Annotated in this window: 20 protein-coding genes and 1 other RNA gene; 3 read left to right on the top strand and 18 right to left on the bottom strand. The window is 59.6% G+C overall.

The genetic code is table 11. The annotated features are described in order from the left end of the window. Positions 1-27: 27 nt before the first annotated feature. From Q5H92_RS09025 to Q5H92_RS09010, 4 genes are all read right to left on the bottom strand, one after another. The gene (locus Q5H92_RS09025; protein ID WP_305011187.1) at positions 28-1050 is read right to left on the bottom strand and encodes a hypothetical protein; all 1023 of its coding nucleotides are present in this window, start codon (positions 1048-1050) and stop codon (positions 28-30) included. Between the two features lie 95 nt (positions 1051-1145). Then, the gene (icd, locus tag Q5H92_RS09020; protein ID WP_305011186.1) at positions 1146-2411 is read right to left on the bottom strand and encodes an NADP-dependent isocitrate dehydrogenase; all 1266 of its coding nucleotides are present in this window, start codon (positions 2409-2411) and stop codon (positions 1146-1148) included. A gap of 202 nt (positions 2412-2613) precedes the next feature. Next, on the bottom strand, positions 2614-5682 hold the full coding sequence (locus tag Q5H92_RS09015; RefSeq protein WP_305011185.1) for a M16 family metallopeptidase: 3069 nt from the start codon (positions 5680-5682) through the stop codon (positions 2614-2616). A 270-nt stretch (positions 5683-5952) separates the two neighbouring features. Next, positions 5953-8070 (bottom strand): DNA polymerase III subunit gamma/tau, encoded by a 2118-nt coding sequence (locus Q5H92_RS09010; protein WP_305011184.1) that lies wholly within the window; start codon positions 8068-8070, stop codon positions 5953-5955. A 311-nt stretch (positions 8071-8381) separates the two neighbouring features. Between Q5H92_RS09010 and ssrA the strand changes: the two genes are divergently transcribed. After that, positions 8382-8754, top strand: a transfer-messenger RNA (tmRNA) gene (gene ssrA / locus Q5H92_RS09005). Between the two features lie 69 nt (positions 8755-8823). Beyond that, complete coding sequence (locus Q5H92_RS09000; protein ID WP_305011183.1) at positions 8824-9102, top strand: hypothetical protein; 279 nt, start codon at positions 8824-8826, stop codon at positions 9100-9102. Positions 9103-9149: 47 nt separating this feature from the next. On the opposite strand, the gene Q5H92_RS08995 is transcribed toward Q5H92_RS09000, so the two are convergent. The 13 genes from Q5H92_RS08995 to Q5H92_RS08935 form a co-directional block, all read right to left on the bottom strand. Beyond that, positions 9150-9329 carry a SymE family type I addiction module toxin gene (locus Q5H92_RS08995; protein ID WP_305011182.1) on the bottom strand — a complete coding sequence of 60 codons (180 nt, stop codon included), beginning with the start codon at positions 9327-9329 and terminating at the stop codon, positions 9150-9152. 174 nt (positions 9330-9503) lie between these two features. After that, complete coding sequence (locus Q5H92_RS08990) at positions 9504-9713, bottom strand: hypothetical protein (protein WP_305011181.1); 210 nt, start codon at positions 9711-9713, stop codon at positions 9504-9506. Between the two features lie 2 nt (positions 9714-9715). Beyond that, positions 9716-10267, bottom strand: coding sequence for a TIGR02594 family protein (locus Q5H92_RS08985; RefSeq protein ID WP_305011180.1), 552 nt, complete (start codon positions 10265-10267; stop codon positions 9716-9718). Further along, positions 10267-10677 carry a hypothetical protein gene (locus Q5H92_RS08980; protein WP_305011179.1) on the bottom strand — a complete coding sequence of 137 codons (411 nt, stop codon included), beginning with the start codon at positions 10675-10677 and terminating at the stop codon, positions 10267-10269. The genes Q5H92_RS08985 and Q5H92_RS08980 overlap by 1 nt, the downstream gene beginning before the upstream one ends. Before the next feature lies 1 nt (position 10678). Beyond that, on the bottom strand, positions 10679-10948 hold the full coding sequence (locus tag Q5H92_RS08975; RefSeq protein WP_305011178.1) for a hypothetical protein: 270 nt from the start codon (positions 10946-10948) through the stop codon (positions 10679-10681). Positions 10949-10951: 3 nt separating this feature from the next. Beyond that, the gene (locus Q5H92_RS08970) at positions 10952-11455 is read right to left on the bottom strand and encodes a DUF6712 family protein (RefSeq protein WP_305011177.1); all 504 of its coding nucleotides are present in this window, start codon (positions 11453-11455) and stop codon (positions 10952-10954) included. Between the two features lie 2 nt (positions 11456-11457). Further along, the gene (locus tag Q5H92_RS08965; protein ID WP_305011176.1) at positions 11458-11973 is read right to left on the bottom strand and encodes a hypothetical protein; all 516 of its coding nucleotides are present in this window, start codon (positions 11971-11973) and stop codon (positions 11458-11460) included. A 3-nt stretch (positions 11974-11976) separates the two neighbouring features. Further along, a complete protein-coding gene (locus tag Q5H92_RS08960) occupies positions 11977-13467 on the bottom strand; it encodes a hypothetical protein (protein WP_305011175.1) in 1491 nt (496 codons plus the stop codon). After that, a complete protein-coding gene (locus Q5H92_RS08955) occupies positions 13468-13995 on the bottom strand; it encodes a hypothetical protein (protein ID WP_305011174.1) in 528 nt (175 codons plus the stop codon). An 11-nt stretch (positions 13996-14006) separates the two neighbouring features. Then, positions 14007-14543 (bottom strand): hypothetical protein, encoded by a 537-nt coding sequence (locus Q5H92_RS08950; protein WP_305011173.1) that lies wholly within the window; start codon positions 14541-14543, stop codon positions 14007-14009. A 27-nt stretch (positions 14544-14570) separates the two neighbouring features. Then, positions 14571-15092 carry a hypothetical protein gene (locus Q5H92_RS08945; RefSeq protein ID WP_305011172.1) on the bottom strand — a complete coding sequence of 174 codons (522 nt, stop codon included), beginning with the start codon at positions 15090-15092 and terminating at the stop codon, positions 14571-14573. A gap of 21 nt (positions 15093-15113) precedes the next feature. Next, positions 15114-16103, bottom strand: a complete 990-nt coding sequence (locus tag Q5H92_RS08940; protein ID WP_305011171.1) for a hypothetical protein — start codon at positions 16101-16103, stop codon at positions 15114-15116. A 56-nt stretch (positions 16104-16159) separates the two neighbouring features. Beyond that, positions 16160-17584, bottom strand: coding sequence for an XkdF-like putative serine protease domain-containing protein (locus tag Q5H92_RS08935; RefSeq protein WP_305011170.1), 1425 nt, complete (start codon positions 17582-17584; stop codon positions 16160-16162). A gap of 71 nt (positions 17585-17655) precedes the next feature. Between Q5H92_RS08935 and Q5H92_RS08930 the strand changes: the two genes are divergently transcribed. Next, positions 17656-18207 (top strand): hypothetical protein, encoded by a 552-nt coding sequence (locus Q5H92_RS08930; protein WP_305011169.1) that lies wholly within the window; start codon positions 17656-17658, stop codon positions 18205-18207. A gap of 1 nt (position 18208) precedes the next feature. Here the strand turns inward: Q5H92_RS08930 and Q5H92_RS08925 are convergent, their stop codons facing one another. Beyond that, positions 18209-21091, bottom strand: a complete 2883-nt coding sequence (locus Q5H92_RS08925; RefSeq protein ID WP_305011168.1) for a coiled-coil domain-containing protein — start codon at positions 21089-21091, stop codon at positions 18209-18211. Position 21092 lies beyond the last annotated feature (1 nt).

The raw sequence follows: 21092 nt of genomic DNA, 5'->3' as shown, positions 1-21092 counted from the left end.
AATGCGGGTGCCCTTTTTAATTTTGGACTAGTTGAAGTAAGCCAAAGCATCTTCATTCCACACCAGAAAGGTTGTTGCAAGATTCATGAAAAGCTGTTGGCTTATAGGCTCGTCAATTTGAAAAAGCTTAACACGCTTTCCAACCCTTCTCACCTCAGCATGGCGCACATGAAATTGTTTTCTATTTTTCAGTTCAGTTTGTGAATAGAACCTTAGGGCTCCATCACAATGTATGACTTGACCTGTTTGCCTATCAAATATTGCATGAAAATACCTACTTCCTCTTGTGTCACTAAATTCATCCTTTGGCAACTCTTCACAAGTAAAATGTATTTCACTCTTCGAAGGCTGCCAAACGAAATCAGTGGCTTCAATACTTTTAGCAGATGTTGAATCTTCATTCAACCATTGTCCAAACTCTTCTTGCTTGAGCTGGGCAATCCTATCCCAATTCAGTTCTCTACCATAAACCCACATCTTATAGAACATGGGGCTAAACTCTTCTTTAGGCATTTTTACAATTGGGTCGAGCCTCAATTTAAAATCGAGGTTGCTTCTAAATGCCTCTTGACATATTAATTCAAAAAGCCAGTATGAAGAATTATTTTGTGGCAATGATGGGCAGAGCTGAAATACAGCATTGCCTAGAGTTAACCCATGATTGCTATAATCGAAGTCTTTTATTGAAACTAATTTTTTGTCGCTCACGAAAACTCCTTCGAATTCTTGTCCATCATATGGACTTGGCCTCAATACATCATCCCCATCAATTAAGCTAGTTACCCTTTCTTTTACGATAGCATCTCTCAATGCAGACTCAATGAACCAAACTCTCTTTTCAAATTCTTTGTCATTGCTTCTACCAATCAACCTTTCAATTTCGAATTTATTGACAAATTCACTCAATTCAGATTGGCTGATTGAAGCAATATCATGCATTACTGCTTCATGGCATGGATGTAATTTATTGCTAATAACATCGCGCAATATGTAATCACATCCCAATGGTTGTGATGAAAAATACACGAATGATTTTAGTTGATTCTGCATTACAATTTTCAATTATTTCTCAAAAACAAAACCCCCGCGCCAGCCTTGCAGCCGACGCGGGGGTTTCTGTTGGTGCTTAGGCAGCGGCCAAGCTACTACATGTTCTTGATAATCTCCTGGCCGAATTCGCTCGTTTTGAGCAGTGTGGCGCCTTCCATCTGGCGTTCGAAGTCGTAGGTCACGCGCTTGCTGGCGATGGCGGCTTCGAGGCCTTTGTTGATGAGGGCGGCGGCTTCTTTCCAGCCCATGTACTCCAGCATCATCACGCCGGAAAGGATGACGGAGCCGGGGTTCACCTTGTCCTGGTTGGCGTATTTGGGGGCCGTGCCGTGGGTGGCTTCGAAAATGGCGTGGCCGGTGGTGTAGTTGATGTTGGCGCCCGGCGCGATGCCGATGCCGCCCACGATGGCGGCCAGTGCGTCGGAGATATAGTCGCCGTTCAGGTTCAGCGTCGCCACCACCGAATACTCCGAGGGGCGCAGCAGAATCTGCTGCAGGAAGGCATCGGCGATGCTGTCCTTCACGATGAGCTTGCCCTGCTCCACGGCCTGCTTCTGCAGCGCGTCGGCTACCTGCACGCCCTGCTTGGCCACGATTTTATCGTACTGAGCCCAGGTGAACACCTTGGCGCCGAATTCCTTTTCGGCCAGCTCGTAGCCCCAGGTTTTGAAGGCGCCTTCGGTGAACTTCATGATGTTGCCCTTGTGCACGATGGTCACCGAAGGCAGCTTGTTGTCGAGGGCGTACTTGATGGCGGCGCGCACGAGGCGCTCGGTGCCTTCCTTGCTCACGGGCTTGATGCCGAACGAGGACGACTCGGGAAAGCGGATTTTCTTCACGCCCATCTCGTCCTGCAGGAATTCGAGCATTTTCTGGGCCTGGGGCGTGCCGTTCATGTACTCGATGCCGGCGTAGATGTCCTCCGTGTTTTCGCGGAAGATGACCATGTCGGTCAGCTCCGGCTGTTTCACGGGCGAGGGCACGCCGTCGTAGTAGCGCACGGGGCGCACGCAGGCGTAGAGGTCCAGTTCCTGGCGCAGGGCCACGTTCAGCGAGCGGATGCCGCCGCCCACGGGCGTCGTCAGCGGGCCTTTGATGCCCACGAGGTAGTCGCGGAAGGCGTCGAGGGTTTCGTTGGGCAGCCAGTTGTTGGTGGCTTTGTAGGCTTTTTCACCGGCCAGCACTTCCTTCCACACCAGCTGCTTTTTGCCGCCGTAGGCTTTTTCCACCGCGGCGTCGAACACCAGCTTGGAGGCGCGCCAGATGTCCGGCCCAATTCCGTCGCCCTCGATGAAGGGAATGGTGGGTTTGTCCGGAACGGTCAGCTTGCCGTTTTTAATGGTGATTTTTTGCTCTGCCATGTGGGTAAAGTAGTGTTTTTAAGTAATCGTTCGGGCGGGGAACCTCACCCCTAGCCCCTCTCCAAAAGAGAGGGGGACTAGTTTTTAGTCTTCTATTTCTAGCCTTAGAACAGTTCCAGCTCAAGCTAGAAACTAGTCCCCCCCTCTCTGTTGGAAAGGGGGGCTAGGGGGGTGAGGTTCCCCCTGTAACGGTACCAGCGTGCTAGTACCCGAAAATCTCCTTCAGTGTGAGCTGCTGCACTTGGCCGTACTTGGCCAGTTCCTTGAAATTGAGCCGGTCCTTCGAGCCAATCACCAGAATAACCTGGTTCTGGCCGTGGACTTTGGCCAATTGGAACTTCTTCAACTCATCGAAAGTCATTTTCTGGGTGCTGGCGTACACATCGCGGCGGATGTCGTAGTCGAGACCCAGGCGCTTGGCGCGCTCGTAGCTCATCAGGATGTCGCCCTTGGTGATGCGCTCGGTGCTGATGCTATTGCGGATGGCGTTTTTGGCGATTTCCAGGTTGGCTTCGGCCACGGGCATGTCGGTGAGCAGGGCTTCCATGCCGGCCATGGCCTCGGGCAGCTTGTCGCTCTGGGTGCCGATGTAGCTCAGGTTGTAGTTGGAGTGGCCCAGCTTGTCGGCGCTGTTGTAGCCGGAGTAGGCCGAGTAGGCCAGCGCCTTGCTCTCGCGCAAGTCCTGGAACACGATGCTGCCCATGCCGCCGCCGAAATACTCGTTGTAGAGTGCCAGCGTGGGCGCCAGCTCCTTGCTGTACAGGTCGCCCTTGGTCAGGAATAGGATTTCGGCCTGCACCATGTTGTAGTCCACCCAATAGACCTTTTTGTCCTTTAAGGGTTGCTCGGCGAAGTCTTTAGCCGCCGGGGTGGGCATGAGCTTGGCGGGGGTGCGGTGATACTGCATCAGAATGCCTTGTACCCCGCCCATTGAGACAATGGTATTGCCGTCTTTGTCCTGCTTGCCTGAATTAGATGCTTTGAATATCTCACGCGGCCCATAATATAGCACCCGATGCTGGTACGTCTCCAGCTTCTTAATCATGGCCGTGAGTTGCTCGGGCTTCACCGCCTTCAGTTCTTTCTCGCTCAGAATGTTCGTGAAGGGGTTTTTTGGTCCGTACTTTACGTAGTTCACCATCGCCTGATTCAGAATCACGCGCTTTTCGAGCTTGGCATCCTGGCGCTGCTTGAGCACGCCGGCCACCATGTCTTTCAGGGCCGCGGCGTCGGGCTTGGGCGCATTCATCAGCTGCTCAAACAGCTTGAGCGCGGGCTCCAGGTTGGTGTCGAGGCCGTTGAGGGTGACGAAAATGCGGTCGGGGCCGCTGCTCACGTTGAAGGAGCAGCCCAGCTTGTAGAACTCCTGCTGCAGCTGCGCGGCGCTGTAGCTGCCGGTGCCGAGGTATTGCAGGTAGTCGGTAGCGAGGCTCCAGCGCGGGTCGTTGTTCTTGCCCAGGTCGAAAACGTAGGATAGGTTGAACAGGCCGTTTTCGGCGTTGTGGGTGTAGTACAGCGGCAGGCCGGGCTTAATTTCCGTTTCCTGAATATCCTTTTTGTAGTCCACAAACACCGGCTGCAGCTCCGTGCTCGGCATGGCCGTGAGCTGCTTGTAGTAGGCCGAGGCCACGTCGCGGTTAGCGGGCACAGGCGTGATGGCGGGCTTTACCACCTTCACCTTATTGGGGTCGATACCAGTGCGCTTGAACACGGTCACGTAGTTCGGGCCGTAGTTGTCGTTGGCGAATTTCACGATTTCGGCCTTGGTGATTTTGCCAAAATCGTCCTGCTGCCGCAGGTAGTCCTTCCAGTCGATGCGCTCGATGAAGGCCTCGTACATGGCGCTGGCGCGGGCTTCGTTGCTTTCGTAGCTCTTAGTGCGCGTCAGCTTCTCGTTGTTGATGATGGCCGGAATCAGCCAGTCGGGAAAGTTGCCTTTTTTAACTTTGTCCAGCTCGCCCAGCAGCAGCGCCTTCACTTCTTCCAGCTTCTGTCCCTGGCGCGGCGTGCCGTAGATGACGTGCGTGGAATAGTCGTCGTTCAGGTCGGTAAACGAGGCCGCTTCCAGCACCTTCTGCTGCTGATTCAGGTCGAGGTCGATGAGGCCGGCCTGGCCGTTGGTCAGGATTTTATCCAGCATGCGCAGGCGCACGCCGTCTTTCGAGGCCTTGCCCGGCAAGCGGTAGCCCAGCATCACGTTTTCCGACTGCGGCCCGAGAATCTCCTTGGTAATCGGGGCCGTCAGCGGGGCTTCTACCGGTGCGTTGAAAGCCGGCACCGGCTTGCTCGGCATCGCGCCGAAATACTTATCGATAATCCGGATGGTCTGGTCGTAATCCAAATCACCGCTCAGGCACAGCGCCACATTGTTCGGCACGTAGTACTCGCCGAAATACTTCTTAATCTCCGTGATAGAAGGGTTTTGCAGGTGCTCAATCGTGCCGATGGTCGTCTGCGTGCCGTAGGGGTGCGTGGGGTAGAGCGCGCCGTTCAGCGCCTCAAACTCCTTATTGAAGTCCGAGTCCAGCCCGCGGTTTTTCTCCTCGTACACGGCCTCCAGCTCAGTGTGGAACAGGCGCGGCACCATCTCGCGCAGGCGCTCGGCCTGGATGGCCGCCCACTTCTCCAGTTGGTTGCTGGGAATGTCTTCCGTGTAAACCGTTTCCTCGTTCGAGGTATGGGCGTTGGAGCCTTTGGCGCCGATAGCGCCCATCACCTTGTCGTACTCGTTCGGCACGGCGTAGCGCGCGGCCACGCCCGAAATCGAATCAATCTGGTGGTAGGTGCGCTTGCGGGCGGCGGGGTCGTTGCGCTGGCCACGGTACACTTCGTAGAGCGCCTCAATCTTATCCAGCTCCACTTTCTCCTTGGCCCAGTCCTGCGTGCCCAGCTGCGAGGTGCCCTTGAACACCATGTGTTCCAGGTAGTGCGCAAGGCCGGTAGCAGTGGCCGGGTCGTTCTTAGAGCCGGCGCGCACGGCCAGATAGGTCTGGATGCGCGGCGCGTCCTTGTAGTCGGACAGGTAAACGGTCAGGCCGTTGTCCAGCTTATAAATGCGGACGCCCAGCGGGTCGCCGGGCACCGATTCGTAGCGGTATTCTTTGGGAGTGGCTGCCGTGGCAGCGGGCGCGGTGGCGGGGGCAGTCGTGGCAGTCGCAACCGGCTTACTCGATTGACATTGCGTGGCAACACCCAACACCGCCAGGGCCGGAATCAACAGCAGAAAATTCTTTTTCACGAAGGGCGCAGGCGGGTGCAATAGGGGTTTCAAAAAACAAAGGTAGCTGGCTGATAGGGGAATAAAAAACAAAATTTCGTCTTATCTTGCAAGGTTGTACCGCACTGAGTCTGTTGCTAGATTTGACAGATTGCCTTCCCCCAAACGTTTGCGGGATTTGCCAGAGTAGAGACGCAATATTTTGCGTCTCGTTGTTGCTGATGTTGTTATAACTGCGCGGTACTGGATGCCAAACGGCGCGGTCCCGGTCGTTCAACGACGAGACGCAAAATATTGCGTCTCTACCTGATTCTGGCCGCTTCCTTAGAACTCGTTTTCCAGGCCCAGGCGCTGCTTGGCCTCGCGCAGCGCGGGAAACCGTTCGGCCAGGTACTCGAACTTATCCGAAGACGTGTAGAGCTTGCGGGCGGTGGGCGCGGCTTCCGTCACCACGGGCTGCACGTTGAGGCGCGGGTTGCCGGTACGGCGGCGCAGGTCGGCCAGGAATTCCACGCGCATCTCGTTAAACTGGTCGACTTGAATGGGGTTGTCGACGGCCAGCTCGATGTGGTGCTCGGCGGTGGCCGAAATGGGGCGGTTCAGCACCCAGAATTCGCTCATGCGGTCCTGGGCGCGGCGTTCCTCGGCCAGCTCTTTCCACACGCGCTGCAACAGGGCGGGGTCGGTGGGGGCCTGCGGGCCACTGGTTGTCGTCGGTTCAGCCAAGGCTGCGGCCGAAGGGCCGGCCGCCGGCCGGGCGCTCATGTTCTTGAGGCTGGGCAGCTTGCTGGCGAGGCTGGGAATTTTGGCAAAAGCGGCCTGTGGGGTAGCGCGCGGGGCCGGCTCGATACCCTCAAAGCTGGGCACACCGATTTCGACGTGGGGCAGCGTGTCGCGCATCTGGTGGCGCTCGGTGACGGCAGCCGCGGGGTCGTCCTCTATGCTGGGCGTGTCGTGCAGCTCGTCCACGCCGTTTTCGACGGGCAGCGGGTCGGGGCCGTCGGCCGGGGCCGGGCCGGTGGCCACGGGTGCGGCTGGCATGGGCAGCGGCGCGGGCGCGGCGGCCGGGCGCGGGGCAGCCGTGTAGGCAGCGGCCGGCGACTCAGTGGCGTAGGCGGCTGGCGCGGCTTGAGAAACAGTCGAGGCGGAAGCTACTTGTGGTGCTTGAGTTATGGCTGCCGGAGTGGCGGCTGGCGCAGCCTGGACGTGGCCGTTGGTGTTTCCACCGTAGCTGCCGTTGCTGGTACTGCCTGGCGCAGCAGTCGCCGAAGTTTCGCCGGCGCTTAGGCTGCTAGTTTTTTTTTTAGCCTCGCCGTTGGCGGGGCTTAGCTCGCGGACGAACTGCACGGCCCCGTTCAAATAAGCCAGCTTCATCAAGGCCAGTTCGACGTGGAGGCGCTGGTTTTTGGCTTGCTTGAACTCCCGGTCGCACTGGCTGATGAGGTTCAGGGCCGAGAGCAGGAAGGCCAGCGGCGCGGCCTGGGCCTGCTGCACGTACTTCAGCCGGATGCCCTCGGACACTTCCAGCAGCTGCACGGTCACGGCGTCTTTGCAGACGAGCAGGCCGCGCAGGTGCTCGGCAGTGCCCACCACGAAGTTGTGCAGGTCGAAGCCGTTCTGCATCACCTCATCGAGCAGTAGCAGCGCAGCCGAGAGGTTTTCGGTGAGCAGGCTGTCGACCAGGCGGAAGTAGTAGTCGTAGTCGAGGATGTGCAGGTTTTGCACCACCTCCTTGTAGGTGAGGTTGTTGCCGCCGAAGGTGACCATCTGGTCGAACATAGACAGGGCATCGCGCAGGCCGCCGTCGGCCTTCTGGGCCAGCAGGTGCAGGGCGTCGTCTTCGGCGGTGATGCCTTCCTGGGTGGCCACGTAGCGCAGGTGCCCGCGCATGTCTTCCACCTTGATGCGGCTGAAATCGAAAATCTGGCAGCGCGACAGGATGGTGGGGATAATCTTGTGGCGCTCGGTGGTGGCGAGGATGAAAATGGCGTAGCTCGGCGGCTCCTCCAGCGTTTTCAGAAACGCGTTGAAGGCCGCGTTCGAAAGCATGTGCACCTCGTCAATAATATAAATCTTGTACTTGCCGGCCTGCGGGGCGTAGCGCACCTGCTCCACCAGCGAGCGGATGTCTTCGACCGAGTTATTCGAGGCCGCATCCAGCTCGTGCACGTTGAAGGAAGCGTTTTCCTGAAAGGCCACGCAGGAGGCGCACTGCCCGCAAGCCTCGGTTTCGGAGCTGAGGTTGGTGCAGTTGATAGTTTTGGCCAGGATGCGGGCGCAGGTGGTTTTGCCCACCCCGCGCGGGCCGCAAAACAGGAATGCCTGGGCCAGGTGGTGGCTCTGAATGGCATTCTGCAGCGTGGTGGTGACGTGCTGCTGCCCCACCACGCTGCGAAACGTGGAAGGACGGTACTTGCGGGCCGAAACGACGAAATTATCCATAAGTTCTGTCTACAAAGTTACCCAGAAACGGGCGGCTTTGGAAGCGGTTTTGGGTATTCGGAACGTTACCGGAACGTCATGCAGAGCGTAGCGAAGCATCTTGCCCGCGTAACTAATTCACTGCTTGCAACGAAGCGGGCAAGATGCTTCGCTACGCTTTGCATGACGTTCTTTTTATCCCCTCTGCCATCCCAACAAACACCCAAACCACCGGAAACCTTCCCTCCTCCCCCACCGTTTACCATTCACCGCGTACCTTCGCGGCCCGCTTAGCCTTTTGAGGCGACCGCGGGACTCGTTCTTTACCATTTGGGGATGACCGGAATTGACAGCTTGCGCAAATTGCGGGTAAGCGTGCCAGGAGTTGATGGAAGCTCTCCTGTCAAAAAATCTATCAACAATCAACTGGCGACTATTCGTACGCCATGGCTGCCTAGTTCAGAATTAGGTAATTGCCATCGTGCCGCCCGGGTAAGTTTCTACACCTGGGAGTTCGGCGCGTCGTAAGTAGAAAATAGCCTTCGGGGAGCTGTGACTCGGGGGCGAAACCCAACTGCAGCTAGGGGCGGTGCAAAGGCCTGATGTGCGCCTGTACCGCCATGAAAATCCAAGCATAGATACGCACGTAGAAAGCACGTTAATTTCCTTGTCTGGACCAGGGTTCGAATCCCTGCATCTCCACCGAAATGCCCTTGGCGCTATCGCCAAGGGCATTTTCAATTTAATGCACCCACTTTTGCACCCACCAGCGGCATGTTTTACTACTATACCGACGCCCCTTTTGAGAACCGAGTTATCCGATTGATTCGCGCCGATGATGGGCAGCCCGGCCTCAGTGATGGCCTGCTGGCAGTGCTACGGCAGACGCACGAGAAGCACGCCAACGTCGTGGCCTTCATCAAGGACTACAACAATGTTTACCATGCCTTCCGAAATAATGAGGAGCGGGCGCTGTGGGAATCGTATTTGAAGCAGTATCCGTTGCTGCAGGATGATTATTATCAGTGGACGCGGGCGAATACTGAAGAATAAAAAAAGCCCCGGCCAATTGGTCGGGGCTTTTTATTTCGGCTGAGCACTTACGCCGCTGCCTTCGTGATGATGAGCCGGCCCTGCCCTACTTCAACGGAAGCAAAATCACCGGGCGCAAATCCCGCCGCTTTGAGCCAGTCGCCAGATAGGCGCAGCTTCGAAGTAACTTTCAGCTCAGGGCTAAGACGAGTGTAGAGGGGGGCGACTTTCAGGCGGCGGGGCTTCATAACTGCTTGCTTTACTTGTTGTTAAGAGTAAGGCAAGCTTAGGCAAGCATTCCGCGCAAGGCAAGCAAAAATTTGACTGTGAGAATGTTATCCGCGCCTTGGGGGTTTCTGGCGCGAATTCAATCGAAAATAAAAAGCCCCAACCGTAAGGCCGGGGCTTTTTACTTGAAATATTCACCGGGGATAAGCCCGATAATATCGCTTGTTGCGCTGGCGTGGCTCGTTGTTGTATTCCACCCATCGGCGGGCCTGCTCCAGCGTAGGGTGCCGGCGGGCTCGGGGCCGGTTGGGCAGCAGCACTGCACAGCCAAACAACGCCACGCCCCCAACAATTAGAGCGAGCAGCACGGCCAGCAGTTTCAGGAAGGTGCGCGGGAAGTCCATGGTTAGGCTTCGCTGTGGCTGACGGCTACGCTGGCAAGCTGGCGGCCGGGGAAACGCTTGCCCACGTTGTCGGGTTGGGCCACTTTCCAAGGGCAGCGGCGCACATGGGTTATCCGCAATTTTGGGAAGGCAGCAATGCACACGCAGTCGCCTTGATTGCCACCCAGGCCGTAGAAGTTGGTGTCATCCTCGCCCACGTACATCGTGACGTGGTTGCCGCCGGGCCGTTCCATTACGAGAATATCACCGAGGGCGGCATCCTCCAAATCTACATGGGTGCCGAAGGTTGCCCAGCTTTTGGCCGCAAGGGGGTCACGAGGCGGAACAAAGCCGGCGGTGAGCACCCAGCTCGTCATGGCCAGCGCGCACCACGGCGTGGCGTCACTCTTATAATAAGAGGTGGCGTGCGCCTGAAAGGCCATTTCCATGATGCGCTGGCTATTGGCAGTGCCGGCCACTTCGCGCAGGCCGAAGTCAGCCAAGGCGGCCAGCAGCACTTTCGGGCCGGGCTCGCCGCCGAGGTAAACGAAATTTTTAGGGAGAGGGCGTAACATTATAATTCAGTTTTAGAAGTGGAAATGTTGGCGTCACCGGCCACGGCCACGTCGGCTTTTTTGGCTTGGATGGTGGGCGCGGGGTCGGGCGGGCGCTTGGCAAAGCGGGAGCCGAGCACCTTCACGGTGCCGTAGAGGAGCAGCAGCTCCGTGATGGCGTTCAGCTTCACGGCCTCATCGACGGTGAGGCGGCCGGCGGCCAGCATACACATGATGAAGCCAGACCACACGGCCGCCAGGATGAGGCGGATGCTGAGCACGCTCTCGCTCTCGAAAATGGTGAGGAAGCGTTTCGGGGTCAGCTCCCCTTTGAGCCAAAGCCAAACCAGGGCGCCCAGGCTTATCCAGAGCAGCACGCGCACCACATCGACGGCGGCGGTGGGCGAGAGATAATCGGAGAAATTTGTCATGTCAGACGGAGTTAGGGTCAGGGGGCGGCAGGATGCCTTTGCTGATGAGGTAGCGCGTTACAGCGTCGTGCGAGCGGCGCAGGCTCGCGTTTTCTTTGTCGAGCCGTTCCACCAAGCCGGAAAGCTTTTGGGTTTCGGCGGCGTTGGTTTGCAGCGCCGTAGTGAGGGTCTTCACCTGGCCCACCAAGTCCTTCGCCAGGTAGAGCAGCAGGCCGAAGCCGAGCGAGAAAACAGCCCCAACTAGGAGCTTAAGTACTTCTTCAATAGTCATAAATCAGAGCAGCAGGCCGCCCAGCGCCATTTCAGTGGAAGGTGGCCCGCCGGGTGCTTCCCAGCTGGGGTATTCGGATTTGTGCTCGGTGAGCCAGCGCACCAGTTCGGCGCTTTGCAGAATGGCCGTGCGGCGCAGGGCTGCCTCCTGCCGGTCGGTGAGTTCCACGTCGGCCCGGGTGGTGCCTTCTGACTTGCCTACTTTGGTCACGAAGCCGGCGGCCTCAATATGCCCGAGCAGCGAGGGCCAGGCCTCCACCACGGCCCAGGTGCTGAGCATATCCTTCACCTGCTCAGCCAGTGCCGACAGCGGGTCGGCATCGTCGGGCGTAGCCGTCTGAATAAAGCTGAGCAGCTCCGAATAAAGGGCTTGCCCCAGCACCGGGCGCAGGTGCTGCTGCTCGGCCAGAGGAATGGCGACGGTGAATTTGTGGGCTTCACTGCCCAAGGCCACCACCGTGCGGGCGGTGATTTCGGGGAAGGTGACGAGGCGTTTAAGAGTAGCCATATTTAGCGGCGCAGGGCGCGTTTGGTGCTGGTTTGTTCGCGGCGGGTTTTGGTGGCGGTGCGGCCGGCGGTGCGTGCGGCGCGGGCGGGGTCGAGCTTGGGCTCTGTCATCGGCACGATGCCGAATGGCTTTTGGCCCTGCAGGCCGGCGGCTTCGGGGGTATCGACGTACTCGTTGCCGAACACCGACCAAAAGGCCGTCACGCTGACCACGTTGCCAGCCCGCCAACTGCGCCAGTCCTGCCGGCCCAGGTCGTAGTAGCGGGTGCTGTTGCTCTTGGTCTTGGCCTGCTTCTCGGCAGGGATGAAAGCGGGATTGCGCACGCCCTGCCGAAAACCTGAGTTGCGGCCCACGCGCCCGCTGCGGCGGTTGGCCTCGTTATCGGCCCGGCGGTAAGCGAAAATGCAGGGCACGAGGTCGAGGTACGTCCGCAGCTCGGCCTCCGAGTAGGCCCCGAGCTTCGCCAGCCGGGCCGTTTGCCCGGCGGCTTCGAGTTTGTTGGCCAGTTGCAGTAGCATGGCCTACAGAGTGCCTGGCGGCACGGTGTTGGTTTGCGTATCAGGCAGCGGCACGATGGATTCGGCTTGGTCTTTCGTGAGGCCGAAAAAGGTGACGAGGCGGGCGATGCAGCTTTCGCGGGTGGTGAGCTTCTGCGCCAGCAGATTGAGCATGGCATCAATAGAGCTTTGCCCACCCACCGAGCCGCTGAGGCTCTTTTGTGCCTCGGTTTGGGCAGGCGTATCGCCGTCGCCATCCTCCGGCTTCTTGCGGGCGGCGTAGCCCTCGGCCTGCCGGATTTCGTCATCATCGAGCACCTGGGCCAGCGTGTCGTTGTCGAAGTGGTTGCGCACCGGCAGCGTGTTCACGATGCTCAGCGGGTCGGTGTCGCCTTCGACTTCGGCCACCTCACGGCCGCCGGCCCGGTATAGCTCCAGCAGGCTGGCCACGACACGACGACGCCACGGCAGGCACACCGTATTGTCGTACATCTCATAGGCTTCGCGCAGCTCTTGCCCGCCCCCGCCTAAGCCCGCCTGCGTGGGCAGGCCCACCACAGCCGGCGAGGTGACGCCCCCGGCGCTGAGGATGGCCTGAATGGCTTGGTCGCTGATTTTCTCGTAGGTTTCAGGGCTCGCCGTGCTGAGGTTTTTCACCTCCACCATGTTTTTAGCAAACTCGTCGGTGCCGTCGCCGAACACGAAGAAGATGCTATCCGCCTCAGGGCCTTGAAATTGCGCCTTGACCGCATTTCTAAAGGCTTGCTGCTGGGTTTTTGCCGAGGTTACAATTTCCTTCGTCGGGTCGTTGGGGTCTTTTTCGCGCTTCTCCTCGGGCCCCTTCCGCACGGAAACAATGGTGTTGCCCCCGAATCGGGTATCGACGGAATTTTTGCGGTACTTACCGAGCGACGCCTCGGTGCTCATGTCGTTGAGGCCGGGCGTAATAGATAAATCCTGATAATACCGCTGGCCGGTGCTGTACTTGGCGAAAACGTAGAGCTGCGTGCCGCCGGGCTTCTTCGGATTGAAGGCCGGCATGGGCACCACCGGAAAATCGGCCGAGTCGGCTTTGTCCCAGTTGTCGCAAAGGAAGTATTGCTCTACCTCGCCCTGGGCGTTGCGCTTACCCCACACCACCGTTTCAATGCCTTGGTGGTGAATTTCGAGGATGGTGGGGTTTTTGCCTTTCGACCAAACGACCTGCCAAGCGTAGGATTCTAAATTAGCAGCATCTACACCCGTTGGCTCCAGCAGTTGCGCCGCCTTCACTTCTTCCAGCCATGCGGCCAAGTCCTTCTGCTCGGTGGCGTTGATGCTGAACCCCTCCCCTGCGATAAATTCAGCCTTGCGCTTCAGCATGGCCGAGGCGGTCGGAGAATTACGAATCAAACCCAGCACGGTGGCAGGGAAGCTGTGCTTCTCGCCCCACGGCACATAGCCCTTGCTTTTGTTCAGCTCGGGCGTGGGCACCGTGATAGAGGCCAGTTTCAGCGTGACTTTCTGGAGCTGCATTTAAGCCGGGAAGTGGAAGGTGGTCGAGGAATTGAAAAGCAGATTGATGCGGCTCACGGCCACGGTGCGGGCGGCTTCGCGCTGGGTGCCGGTGAGCGGCAGGGCCTGGCTGCCGTCGCCGCCATAAGTGCCGCTTTGGGCGTTGGCCGTGAGCAGGCGCAGGCCGGCGGTTTGGCCGTAGAGCCACCATTGGCCGTTGTAGTCTTGCAGCAGCGCCACCACCGGGCCCGCGTCGACCAAACCTTCGACGGCGGTTCGGCCGGCATCGGAGAGCTGGGCCAGCGACAGGCTCACCAGTTGGGTGTAGAGCTTGCCGTTCTTGGTGCGGTTGAGCTGCTCGCCGAACTGCGCCGCGCCGGGCACGTCGAGCGGAATCTGCTCCCAGCCGGTGATGCCGCTGAAATTGGTGATGCGCGAGCAGGCGGCCGAGGCGTAGTTATAAGAAGCTGCCCCCGACCACGGGGCCAGCAGCAGGGTTTTGAGGCCAGCCAGCCGGTAGCCCGCCGTCGAGGGCAGCGAATACAACACAGAAATAAAGCTTAGTCTTGAACGGTGGCGGCAATCGTATCGAACACCGAGGCGGGCATGATGGAGGCGTGCACGGTTTCGCCGCTGCTCAGCACGAGGTCATGGCCGGCGAGGTCGTCATTGGTGGCGCCCGCGCCGCTGTCCTGCTTCTCAGCCGTGAGGCCGTTGTTTTCGCCCAACAGCACCGCTTTGCCGTTCTTGGTTTTGAGCAGCAGCGTATGATGGCCCAACGACAGATTCATCATCTGCGCAGAGGTGGCGTTCGAGATTTCGCCGTATTTGAATGCGGCTTGGTGCTGGCGGTACTTGTTGGTGCCCGTTTTCAGGTTGTCGGCCCACGAGCAAGAAGCCTCCTCGGGGTCGATGGAGTGAAATTTGTTGGTGCCCTGCGGGGTGATGCCCGTTACCTCATTGGTGGTTTGGTCGCGCTGGACGGTAAAGCCGGGCGTCTTATCGTCCTGAAACGTGGCAATGGCTAGGATGCCCACCACGCCACCCATGCGGTATTGCGGGGCGGTGCGCAGCGATTTGGAAAGTCCTAAAGACATAGTTGCTGGGAATGCTCATCGAAGCCCCTAGGCTTCGATGACGGTGAGAGAATCAGCGTTGTCGCCGGCAGCTTTGCGGGCCGCTTTTTCATCAAAATGCACCACGCCGTCAGCATCGCGCCAGGCCCGTTTCAGGTTGAAGCGGCCGAGCAGCTCGCGCGTTTCAGCGTGCTCATCCACCGGAGCCGCTTCGGCCACGGTGTCAGCCGCCACCTCGGGCGTTTCCGGCTTTGACTCCAGCTCGTGCGGCTTATCGATGGTGAGAAGGTCGCGGCGGTAGCCCTCGCCGTACATTGCCTCAAGAGCCAACATAAAATCTTCGTCGCTCAGGCTTTCAATGGCCTCAGTGAAGCGGTCGAGCTGAAACACCCGCTCGGCGGGCTCTGCTTCCTCTTCCTCGGCTGGGCGCTCGGGTTCGGCCGGCTGCTCAGCAGGGGGCGCCACGATGGGCAGGCCAGCCTCGCCGGCGGTGGCTGCGGTCTGATTGACCACAGGGGCCGGGGCAGCGGCTACGGCTGCCCCGGCGGTTTTGCTATTTCTTCCTGACATGGGGAGGTGCTCCTTTCCAGATTAGAGGTAGAGAACTTTTTGCTGGGGCAGCAGCACCTCGGCGTCGAGCGTGGCCACGGCCTTGCCGAACATGGCATCGCCGAGGTTATTCACTTTGTCGATGGTGAACTCGTTTTCATCACCGGCCTTATCGGTGGCCAGCACGAAATCACCCGAGGAGCCGGCGCGGCCGGCGAAGCGGCCGGGCTGCGGCACGAATTCCAGCTCTAGACCCGAAAAAGTCACCGTGGCATTTTCCAGGCCGTTGCCCTGCACGGTGAAAATGTCGCGGTATTGCTGGTTGCGGTTGGCCTGCAGCACCAGCGAGAAGTCCGACTCCGGCACGAACATTCGCGTGTCCGGATTGCCGGCCACTACGCCGGGCAGGGCCGCGTAAATCTTCTCATACTCAGCCACGATGTTAGTGGCCGTCACGCTCGTACCAGCTACGGCAATCACGTTGCCGTTGGCAATCATGTTGGCGAGGATGCCGTCTACCAGTCCATCGGGCTGGGCAGCGGCCCAAGCCTTTTGCGCGGCGGTGGCGCTGCTGGCAGCGATGGCCGCTTTGGTGGTAGCCGTGACGCTGTTGTAAAACAGCCGCTCGAACGATTTGCCCAGGATGGGAATCAGGTAAGCCAACACAGCCTGCCGGAACTCGTTGCTGTCGATGTTGGCCGCGCCCTGCTTGATGTCGGCCGCAAAGCGCGTGTTGCGCAGTTGGTCCATCAAGAATTTATCCATCGCCATGATTTTCACCGGGCGCACGGTGGCGTCCGAGAATTTCAGCGTGGAATCTTGTGCAAACGTGGCGAGGTTCGCCTCGGAGATTTCCTCCTGATAGGGGCGCCACGGCACATCGCCGCTGATGGTGGTGATGTACATTTCATTCTTGACGTTATCAAGAATGCGCACCAGGTTCTTTTTGCTGGTGCGGTTGGCCGCAATCAGCAGCGAGATAATCGCTGCTGCGTGCTTGCCGAGCCACTGTTTGGGGGAATAAGTGAACATTAAGGGGTGCCCAACAGGGCGGGTTTGGGGTGAAAAAACAGAATGAAAAAGCGGGCCTATTCGGTGGGCTCGGTGGTGAGCTCCTTCGCGCGGGCCAGGGCCAGCGTCACCCAGTTGGCTGGGGCGTCGGGCGTGGGCGGGGTATTGGCTCCCGCGCCGCTCAGATGCACGCGACCACCGTCAGGCGTTTTGCTCAGCTCCAGCTGGGCGGCGGCGAGCTGGACTTCGACAGCCGAGAGCTTTTGCGCCTTGGCGTAGGTGGCCGCGTCGATTTGGTAGGTGTACTGGCTGGTGGACACTTCGAAGTAGCTGCCATCGGCGCAGGCATACACCCCGGTCATTACCATCGTGCCGTCCTCTTTGGTCAGCATCCGAGTGATGGGGTTGTAATTGAAATTGCCCAGGTCGCCAGCCATCGGCACGGCTTCGAGAAATAACTCCACTGCGGCAGCCTTCACTTCCTCGGGCGTCTTTTCAGCGGCCGGCTTCACCCCCAGCGCTTCGAGGGCCTTCTCAATGATGGACTTGGCATCGGCGGCCGACGTGTCGGCCGTGATACCTTTGAGCACCTCCTGAGCGGCGGCCACTGCTTCGTCGGCCAGCTTCGGGTCTTCTTTCGGGGCGTCCACTTTCTTGCCGTCCTTCACGGTCAGCGTGGTGCCATCTTCCAGCTCATAGGCGCCGTCCTTCGCGGGGCCGCTCACGTTGCCGTCAGCATCGAGGTCGGAAACGCTGCCGTCTTCGGCCACGTCCACTACGGTGCCATCCTTGAGGGGCGTTTTCGTGAACTTGACGCCAGCCAGCTTGGCCACGGCCGCCATCAAAGAAAAATTCCAGGGTTTTTTCATCTTGCTTGGGGTTGGGGCGGGCACGGCCGCCAAGGTGACTTCTTCGAGGTCGAACAGGCCCTCAATCGAGAAGCCGGTGACGTTGCCGGTGAGCACTTCCTTAGTCCAGAAGTCGGAATCGGCGATATAGCCCGATAGCATCCAGGTGCCGGCGGGCACATCAAGGCCCAGCACGGCGGCCGGGTCGCGCTCCGAATCGCGCACAATCCAGCTTTCTTCGAACACCACGCCGTCGAGCGGGGTGGCGTGCTCGTGATTGCTCAGTTTTTGGTAGCCGTTGAGGGCGTAGCGCCGCTTAATCAGGCTGATTTGCTCGGCTGAAAAGCTGATGTAGTAGGGGTTCCCCTCGGCATCCAGTCGCAAAATCTCCTCATCGGGCACCAGCGCCGGACCGGTGAGCACCTGCTGGGTCGGTTCGCTGCTGAAATGGAACCGTTTTGGGGCCATTTTCACGGCCGAAAGTGCCACAAAACCGCGCCCAATGGCCGGGTTTTGCACGATACTAACCAGATTTACACCCTGTTCCGGCTCATTTTCGCCCATTTTCATGCGATACCGGGGCGCGGCGGCCAAATCGGCGGCCGTGAGCGAGGCAAGAGCAAGAGAAAGAGGGGCAAGGAAAGCCTTCGACATATCCCTAAAAGCGGGATAGTCTGAAATTTGGCTAATTTGGTGGCGCTTTCCGCAACGTTTTTTCTGCCGACATGAAAAATGCCCTGTATGCCGTGGCCCTGGGACTGCTTATTTCCGCCACCAGCTACGCCCAGGCGGTGAAAGGCTACGCCTCGCTGCCCAAAGATTCACTCACGCAGAAGGTGAGCTACTCGGGCGTTGTTTCGGTGCCCGGCGCCACCCAAACGGCACTGTTCGGCCGGGCTTCTGAGTGGATTGCCCGCCAAACTGACCGGGCCCCCGGCGAGCCCACGGCCGACGCCGGCTCGGGTATGCAGTTGGTGCGCCTGCGCTACAAACAGGCCCCGCAGGGCTTCACCGACACACACGCCAACCTGTACTATTTCGCGGTTGCCATCTACACCAAGGAAGGCCGCTTCCGCTATCAGGTTGATGACGTGACTTACCAAAACGAAAACCCGGCCCTCACGTCCGAAGACGTGAAAAACCGGGTTCCGCTGGAAAAATACGCCACGGCGAAGCCGAGCAAAAACACTGTGGCCGCGATGGCTGACCTTGACAAGCACCTGCGCGAAGTGGTGGCCAGCCTCACGCAGTCCATGGGTGGCGCGAAGGCTTGGTGAGTTAGAGCATTGCCATTGCGCGGGATTGGTCCACCTCCTCGGCCATCTTGCGCAGCTCTACCGCGCCCTCCCTACCAATCGGCGGCTTGGCGAGCTGGGCGGCGGCCAAGTTCACCAGCTGCCGGTTGAGCATAATAAGCTCCTGGGTGCTGGCCACCATCGCCGCGAAGTCGTTGTTGGGCACTGCCCCGCCGGCCGCGCCGCCCATCTCGCCACCATCGGCAAACGAGCCCGAACTACGGGCCGGCGGCAGCACCCGCACGCTCGCCTCCTGGGCCATGAAGTCGGCAGCCGTGAGGGCGCGGGTTTTGCCCTCGCGGTTGATGAAGTGCAGCCAGCCCCGGTTGTTTTCGGTGGAGCGCACGTTGGTAATCATCTCCTTCCCCTCCACGCGGTAGCGGCCACCGAGTACGGGAATGTCGTTGCCGCTGGCGTGGGAGCCGCCAACAATCTCGCCGCCGTCGCCCAGCTCGCCGCCGTCGCCCAGCGATTTGGCGAGTTGCTTCGCCTGCAGCACCGCCGCCGTCACCACGGCCAGGCCTGTAACCACGGCGGCCAGGTTCGCCGGGAAGGGCAGCTTGCTGGCGCCCGAAATGACGTTCACAGCAGCCTCTACCGATTTGGCCCCGGTGGCTACCGTGCTGGCCAGCGCCGCAGCGGCCGACGCGGTGGCCGCCTCTTTGTCGAGCTGCGCTTTCACCTTCGCGGCCTGCTGCTCCTCCTTCAACGATTTAGCCTTCTCGGCCCGCAGCTTGTCTTCGGCCGCACGTTGCTTTTCGAGCTTCTGCGTGAGGTATTCGCGCCGCGCGCCGTCAGCCGATGCCAACTGCGAGGCCGTGGCGTCGGCGGCGCTTTGGGCGTCGTTCAGGGCCTGCGTTACAAACGTAAGCCGCTCCTGAGCAGCCGACAGCACGGCGTCGGCTTCCTGCTGCTCAATGCCCAGTGCCAGCTGTACCACGCTGCTCAGGGCCAGGGCAGCCTCGGCCAGCTTGGTTTTGGTGGCTTCGAGCTGAATAGGGTGTAGACCAAACAACCGAATCAATACGCTGTCGCCGAAGTCCAGCTTCGGAATGGCGGCGAGGCGCACTTTCTCGGCAGTGTCGGCCGCCACCTGCGTGGCCACGCGCTGGGCGGCGGCGTTCACCTGCGCCCTGCGGGTGGCTTCCTGTTGGTCGCGTTTGGCCTTGGCCGCCACGTCACGCTGATAGGCAAATTCGTGCAGCTCAAAAACAGCTTCGAGGTGGGCCTGCTCCTGCCGTTTTTCTTCGGCCCGGTGAATATCGGCCCGCTCCGTCTGAATGCGGAACAGCTCAGCCTGGGCCGCCACCACGGCCGCAGCGTCCACTTGAGCAGCGGCGCGCAGGGCGTTGAGGTGCTGCTGGGCGGCCTTCTCCTGCAAAGCATTTTGAGCGAGTGCGAGCTGGTATTCATCGCCGCCCTGGGCCGTGCGCCGCACCAGCTCGGCCTGTATGGTGGCGGATTCCAATGCCAGCCGCTTATCGGCCCGCTTCTTCGCTTCACCCAAAATAAGGCTGCTGATGGCGTTTTCCTGTGCCGCAATGGCCGCGAGCTGGGGGTCGGCGGCAGCTTTGAGGGCGGCGAGCTTCTGCTGCTCCAGCGCAAGCTGGGCCCTGTACGAATCACGGCCGGCGGCCTGCTCCAGCGCCAGCACCCCGCCCAGCCGGGCCTGGGTCAGTGCCTCGGCGTCGGCCCGCTCCTTCACGCCGTGGGTGGTGCGCAGTACGTCCAAGTCCTTTTGCAGGTCTAGATAATGTTTCTTCTCATCCTCAGTGCCCCGCTTCTGCTGCTTCAGCTTCGCCACGAGGTTGGCCTCCTCCAGCTGGTAGGTTTGCACGCCGCGAGCTTTCAGCACTTCAATAAGCCTGTCCTGTGCCTCAATCTGGCCCTGAATCACTTTGCGGTTGGATTCAGCTATTGATTCCTGATAGCCTTTCGAGTACGCCTCCCCTACCTTCTTGCCGCCCTCCCTGGCATCAATCACCAGTTTGCCAATGTTGCCGGTAAACAGGTCGCCCAGCAGCGTGGCGCCCAGTTTTACCTGTGCAATAAAAGCATCAAAAAGCCCGCTGGTGACTGCTTTTACTTTGGTAAAGAACGCCTCCGAGCCCTTCACGCTGGCCGTGAGCCGGTCCCAGTTAGCAATCAGCAGGCCCACCAGCACCACCAGGGCGCCCACGCCGGTAGAAATCAAAGCGGCCCGCGTCACCTTCGCCCCGGTGCTGGCGGATTCGCCGGCCGTGAGCCATGCTTTGCCGCTGGCCAGGGCTGATTTTACCACCGACAGGGTTTCCGAGTTCAGGGCCCGCGACACCTGCTCCATGCCGTCGAGCACCGCGATGCAGGAAAGGAGCCGCTGCTCGTATTCCTGCACGGTGTCGCTGCTGACGCCGAACGCAGTGGCCGCCGTAGAAGCCACGGCGTAGGCGCCAACTACCCCGTTGGCAAAATCCACGAACGCCGCCGCTTTCATTTTGGGGTCAAGAGCATCAATGGCATCCTCCACCGACTTAAGCTCGCCCTTAGCATTGCCCAGCGCCAGCAGCGCCTCATCAAATTCCTGGGTGCCGCGAACGGTTTTGTTCAGCGCCTCCTCCAGCTCCTCCACCTGGGCCCGCAGTGCCGGCAGCGTGCCCGGCTTCAATCCGTCGAGGCGGGCGTTCAGGCCGGCCAGCTCTGCCTCGGCAGCTTCGGCCTCCCTCGCCAGCTTCGACATTTCGGCCACAATGGCTTTGGCCGCGTCGGAGTTGCGGTCGAGTCCTTCTAGCTTCTTATCCAGCTCGCCCAGGCGTTTACTGGTTTCGGCCACCGCGTCTTTTGCCGCGTCGGCCTGAATTTCAATGATATAAACTTTTTTCGTGCTCATG

This window comes from Hymenobacter mellowenesis, from assembly GCF_030581005.1.
Taxonomy (GTDB): Bacteria; Bacteroidota; Bacteroidia; order Cytophagales; family Hymenobacteraceae; genus Hymenobacter; species Hymenobacter mellowenesis.
This window is presented reverse-complemented; position numbering and strand designations above follow the sequence as displayed.

What these genes read in the sequence shown, in the direction of transcription:
- Q5H92_RS09025 (WP_305011187.1), bottom strand. Translation starts at nt 1,050, where the DNA reads ATGCAGAATCAACTAAAATCATTCGTGTATTTTTCATCACAACCATTG.
- icd (WP_305011186.1), bottom strand. Translation starts at nt 2,411, where the DNA reads ATGGCAGAGCAAAAAATCACCATTAAAAACGGCAAGCTGACCGTTCCG.
- Q5H92_RS09010 (WP_305011184.1), bottom strand. Translation starts at nt 8,070, where the DNA reads ATGGATAATTTCGTCGTTTCGGCCCGCAAGTACCGTCCTTCCACGTTT.
- Q5H92_RS09000 (WP_305011183.1), top strand. Translation starts at nt 8,824, where the DNA reads ATGTTTTACTACTATACCGACGCCCCTTTTGAGAACCGAGTTATCCGA.
- Q5H92_RS08995 (WP_305011182.1), bottom strand. Translation starts at nt 9,329, where the DNA reads ATGAAGCCCCGCCGCCTGAAAGTCGCCCCCCTCTACACTCGTCTTAGC.
- Q5H92_RS08990 (WP_305011181.1), bottom strand. Translation starts at nt 9,713, where the DNA reads ATGGACTTCCCGCGCACCTTCCTGAAACTGCTGGCCGTGCTGCTCGCT.
- Q5H92_RS08985 (WP_305011180.1), bottom strand. Translation starts at nt 10,267, where the DNA reads ATGTTACGCCCTCTCCCTAAAAATTTCGTTTACCTCGGCGGCGAGCCC.
- Q5H92_RS08980 (WP_305011179.1), bottom strand. Translation starts at nt 10,677, where the DNA reads ATGACAAATTTCTCCGATTATCTCTCGCCCACCGCCGCCGTCGATGTG.
- Q5H92_RS08975 (WP_305011178.1), bottom strand. Translation starts at nt 10,948, where the DNA reads ATGACTATTGAAGAAGTACTTAAGCTCCTAGTTGGGGCTGTTTTCTCG.
- Q5H92_RS08970 (WP_305011177.1), bottom strand. Translation starts at nt 11,455, where the DNA reads ATGGCTACTCTTAAACGCCTCGTCACCTTCCCCGAAATCACCGCCCGC.
- Q5H92_RS08965 (WP_305011176.1), bottom strand. Translation starts at nt 11,973, where the DNA reads ATGCTACTGCAACTGGCCAACAAACTCGAAGCCGCCGGGCAAACGGCC.
- Q5H92_RS08960 (WP_305011175.1), bottom strand. Translation starts at nt 13,467, where the DNA reads ATGCAGCTCCAGAAAGTCACGCTGAAACTGGCCTCTATCACGGTGCCC.
- Q5H92_RS08950 (WP_305011173.1), bottom strand. Translation starts at nt 14,543, where the DNA reads ATGTCTTTAGGACTTTCCAAATCGCTGCGCACCGCCCCGCAATACCGC.
- Q5H92_RS08945 (WP_305011172.1), bottom strand. Translation starts at nt 15,092, where the DNA reads ATGTCAGGAAGAAATAGCAAAACCGCCGGGGCAGCCGTAGCCGCTGCC.
- Q5H92_RS08940 (WP_305011171.1), bottom strand. Translation starts at nt 16,103, where the DNA reads ATGTTCACTTATTCCCCCAAACAGTGGCTCGGCAAGCACGCAGCAGCG.
- Q5H92_RS08935 (WP_305011170.1), bottom strand. Translation starts at nt 17,584, where the DNA reads ATGTCGAAGGCTTTCCTTGCCCCTCTTTCTCTTGCTCTTGCCTCGCTC.
- Q5H92_RS08930 (WP_305011169.1), top strand. Translation starts at nt 17,656, where the DNA reads ATGAAAAATGCCCTGTATGCCGTGGCCCTGGGACTGCTTATTTCCGCC.
- Q5H92_RS08925 (WP_305011168.1), bottom strand. Translation starts at nt 21,091, where the DNA reads ATGAGCACGAAAAAAGTTTATATCATTGAAATTCAGGCCGACGCGGCA.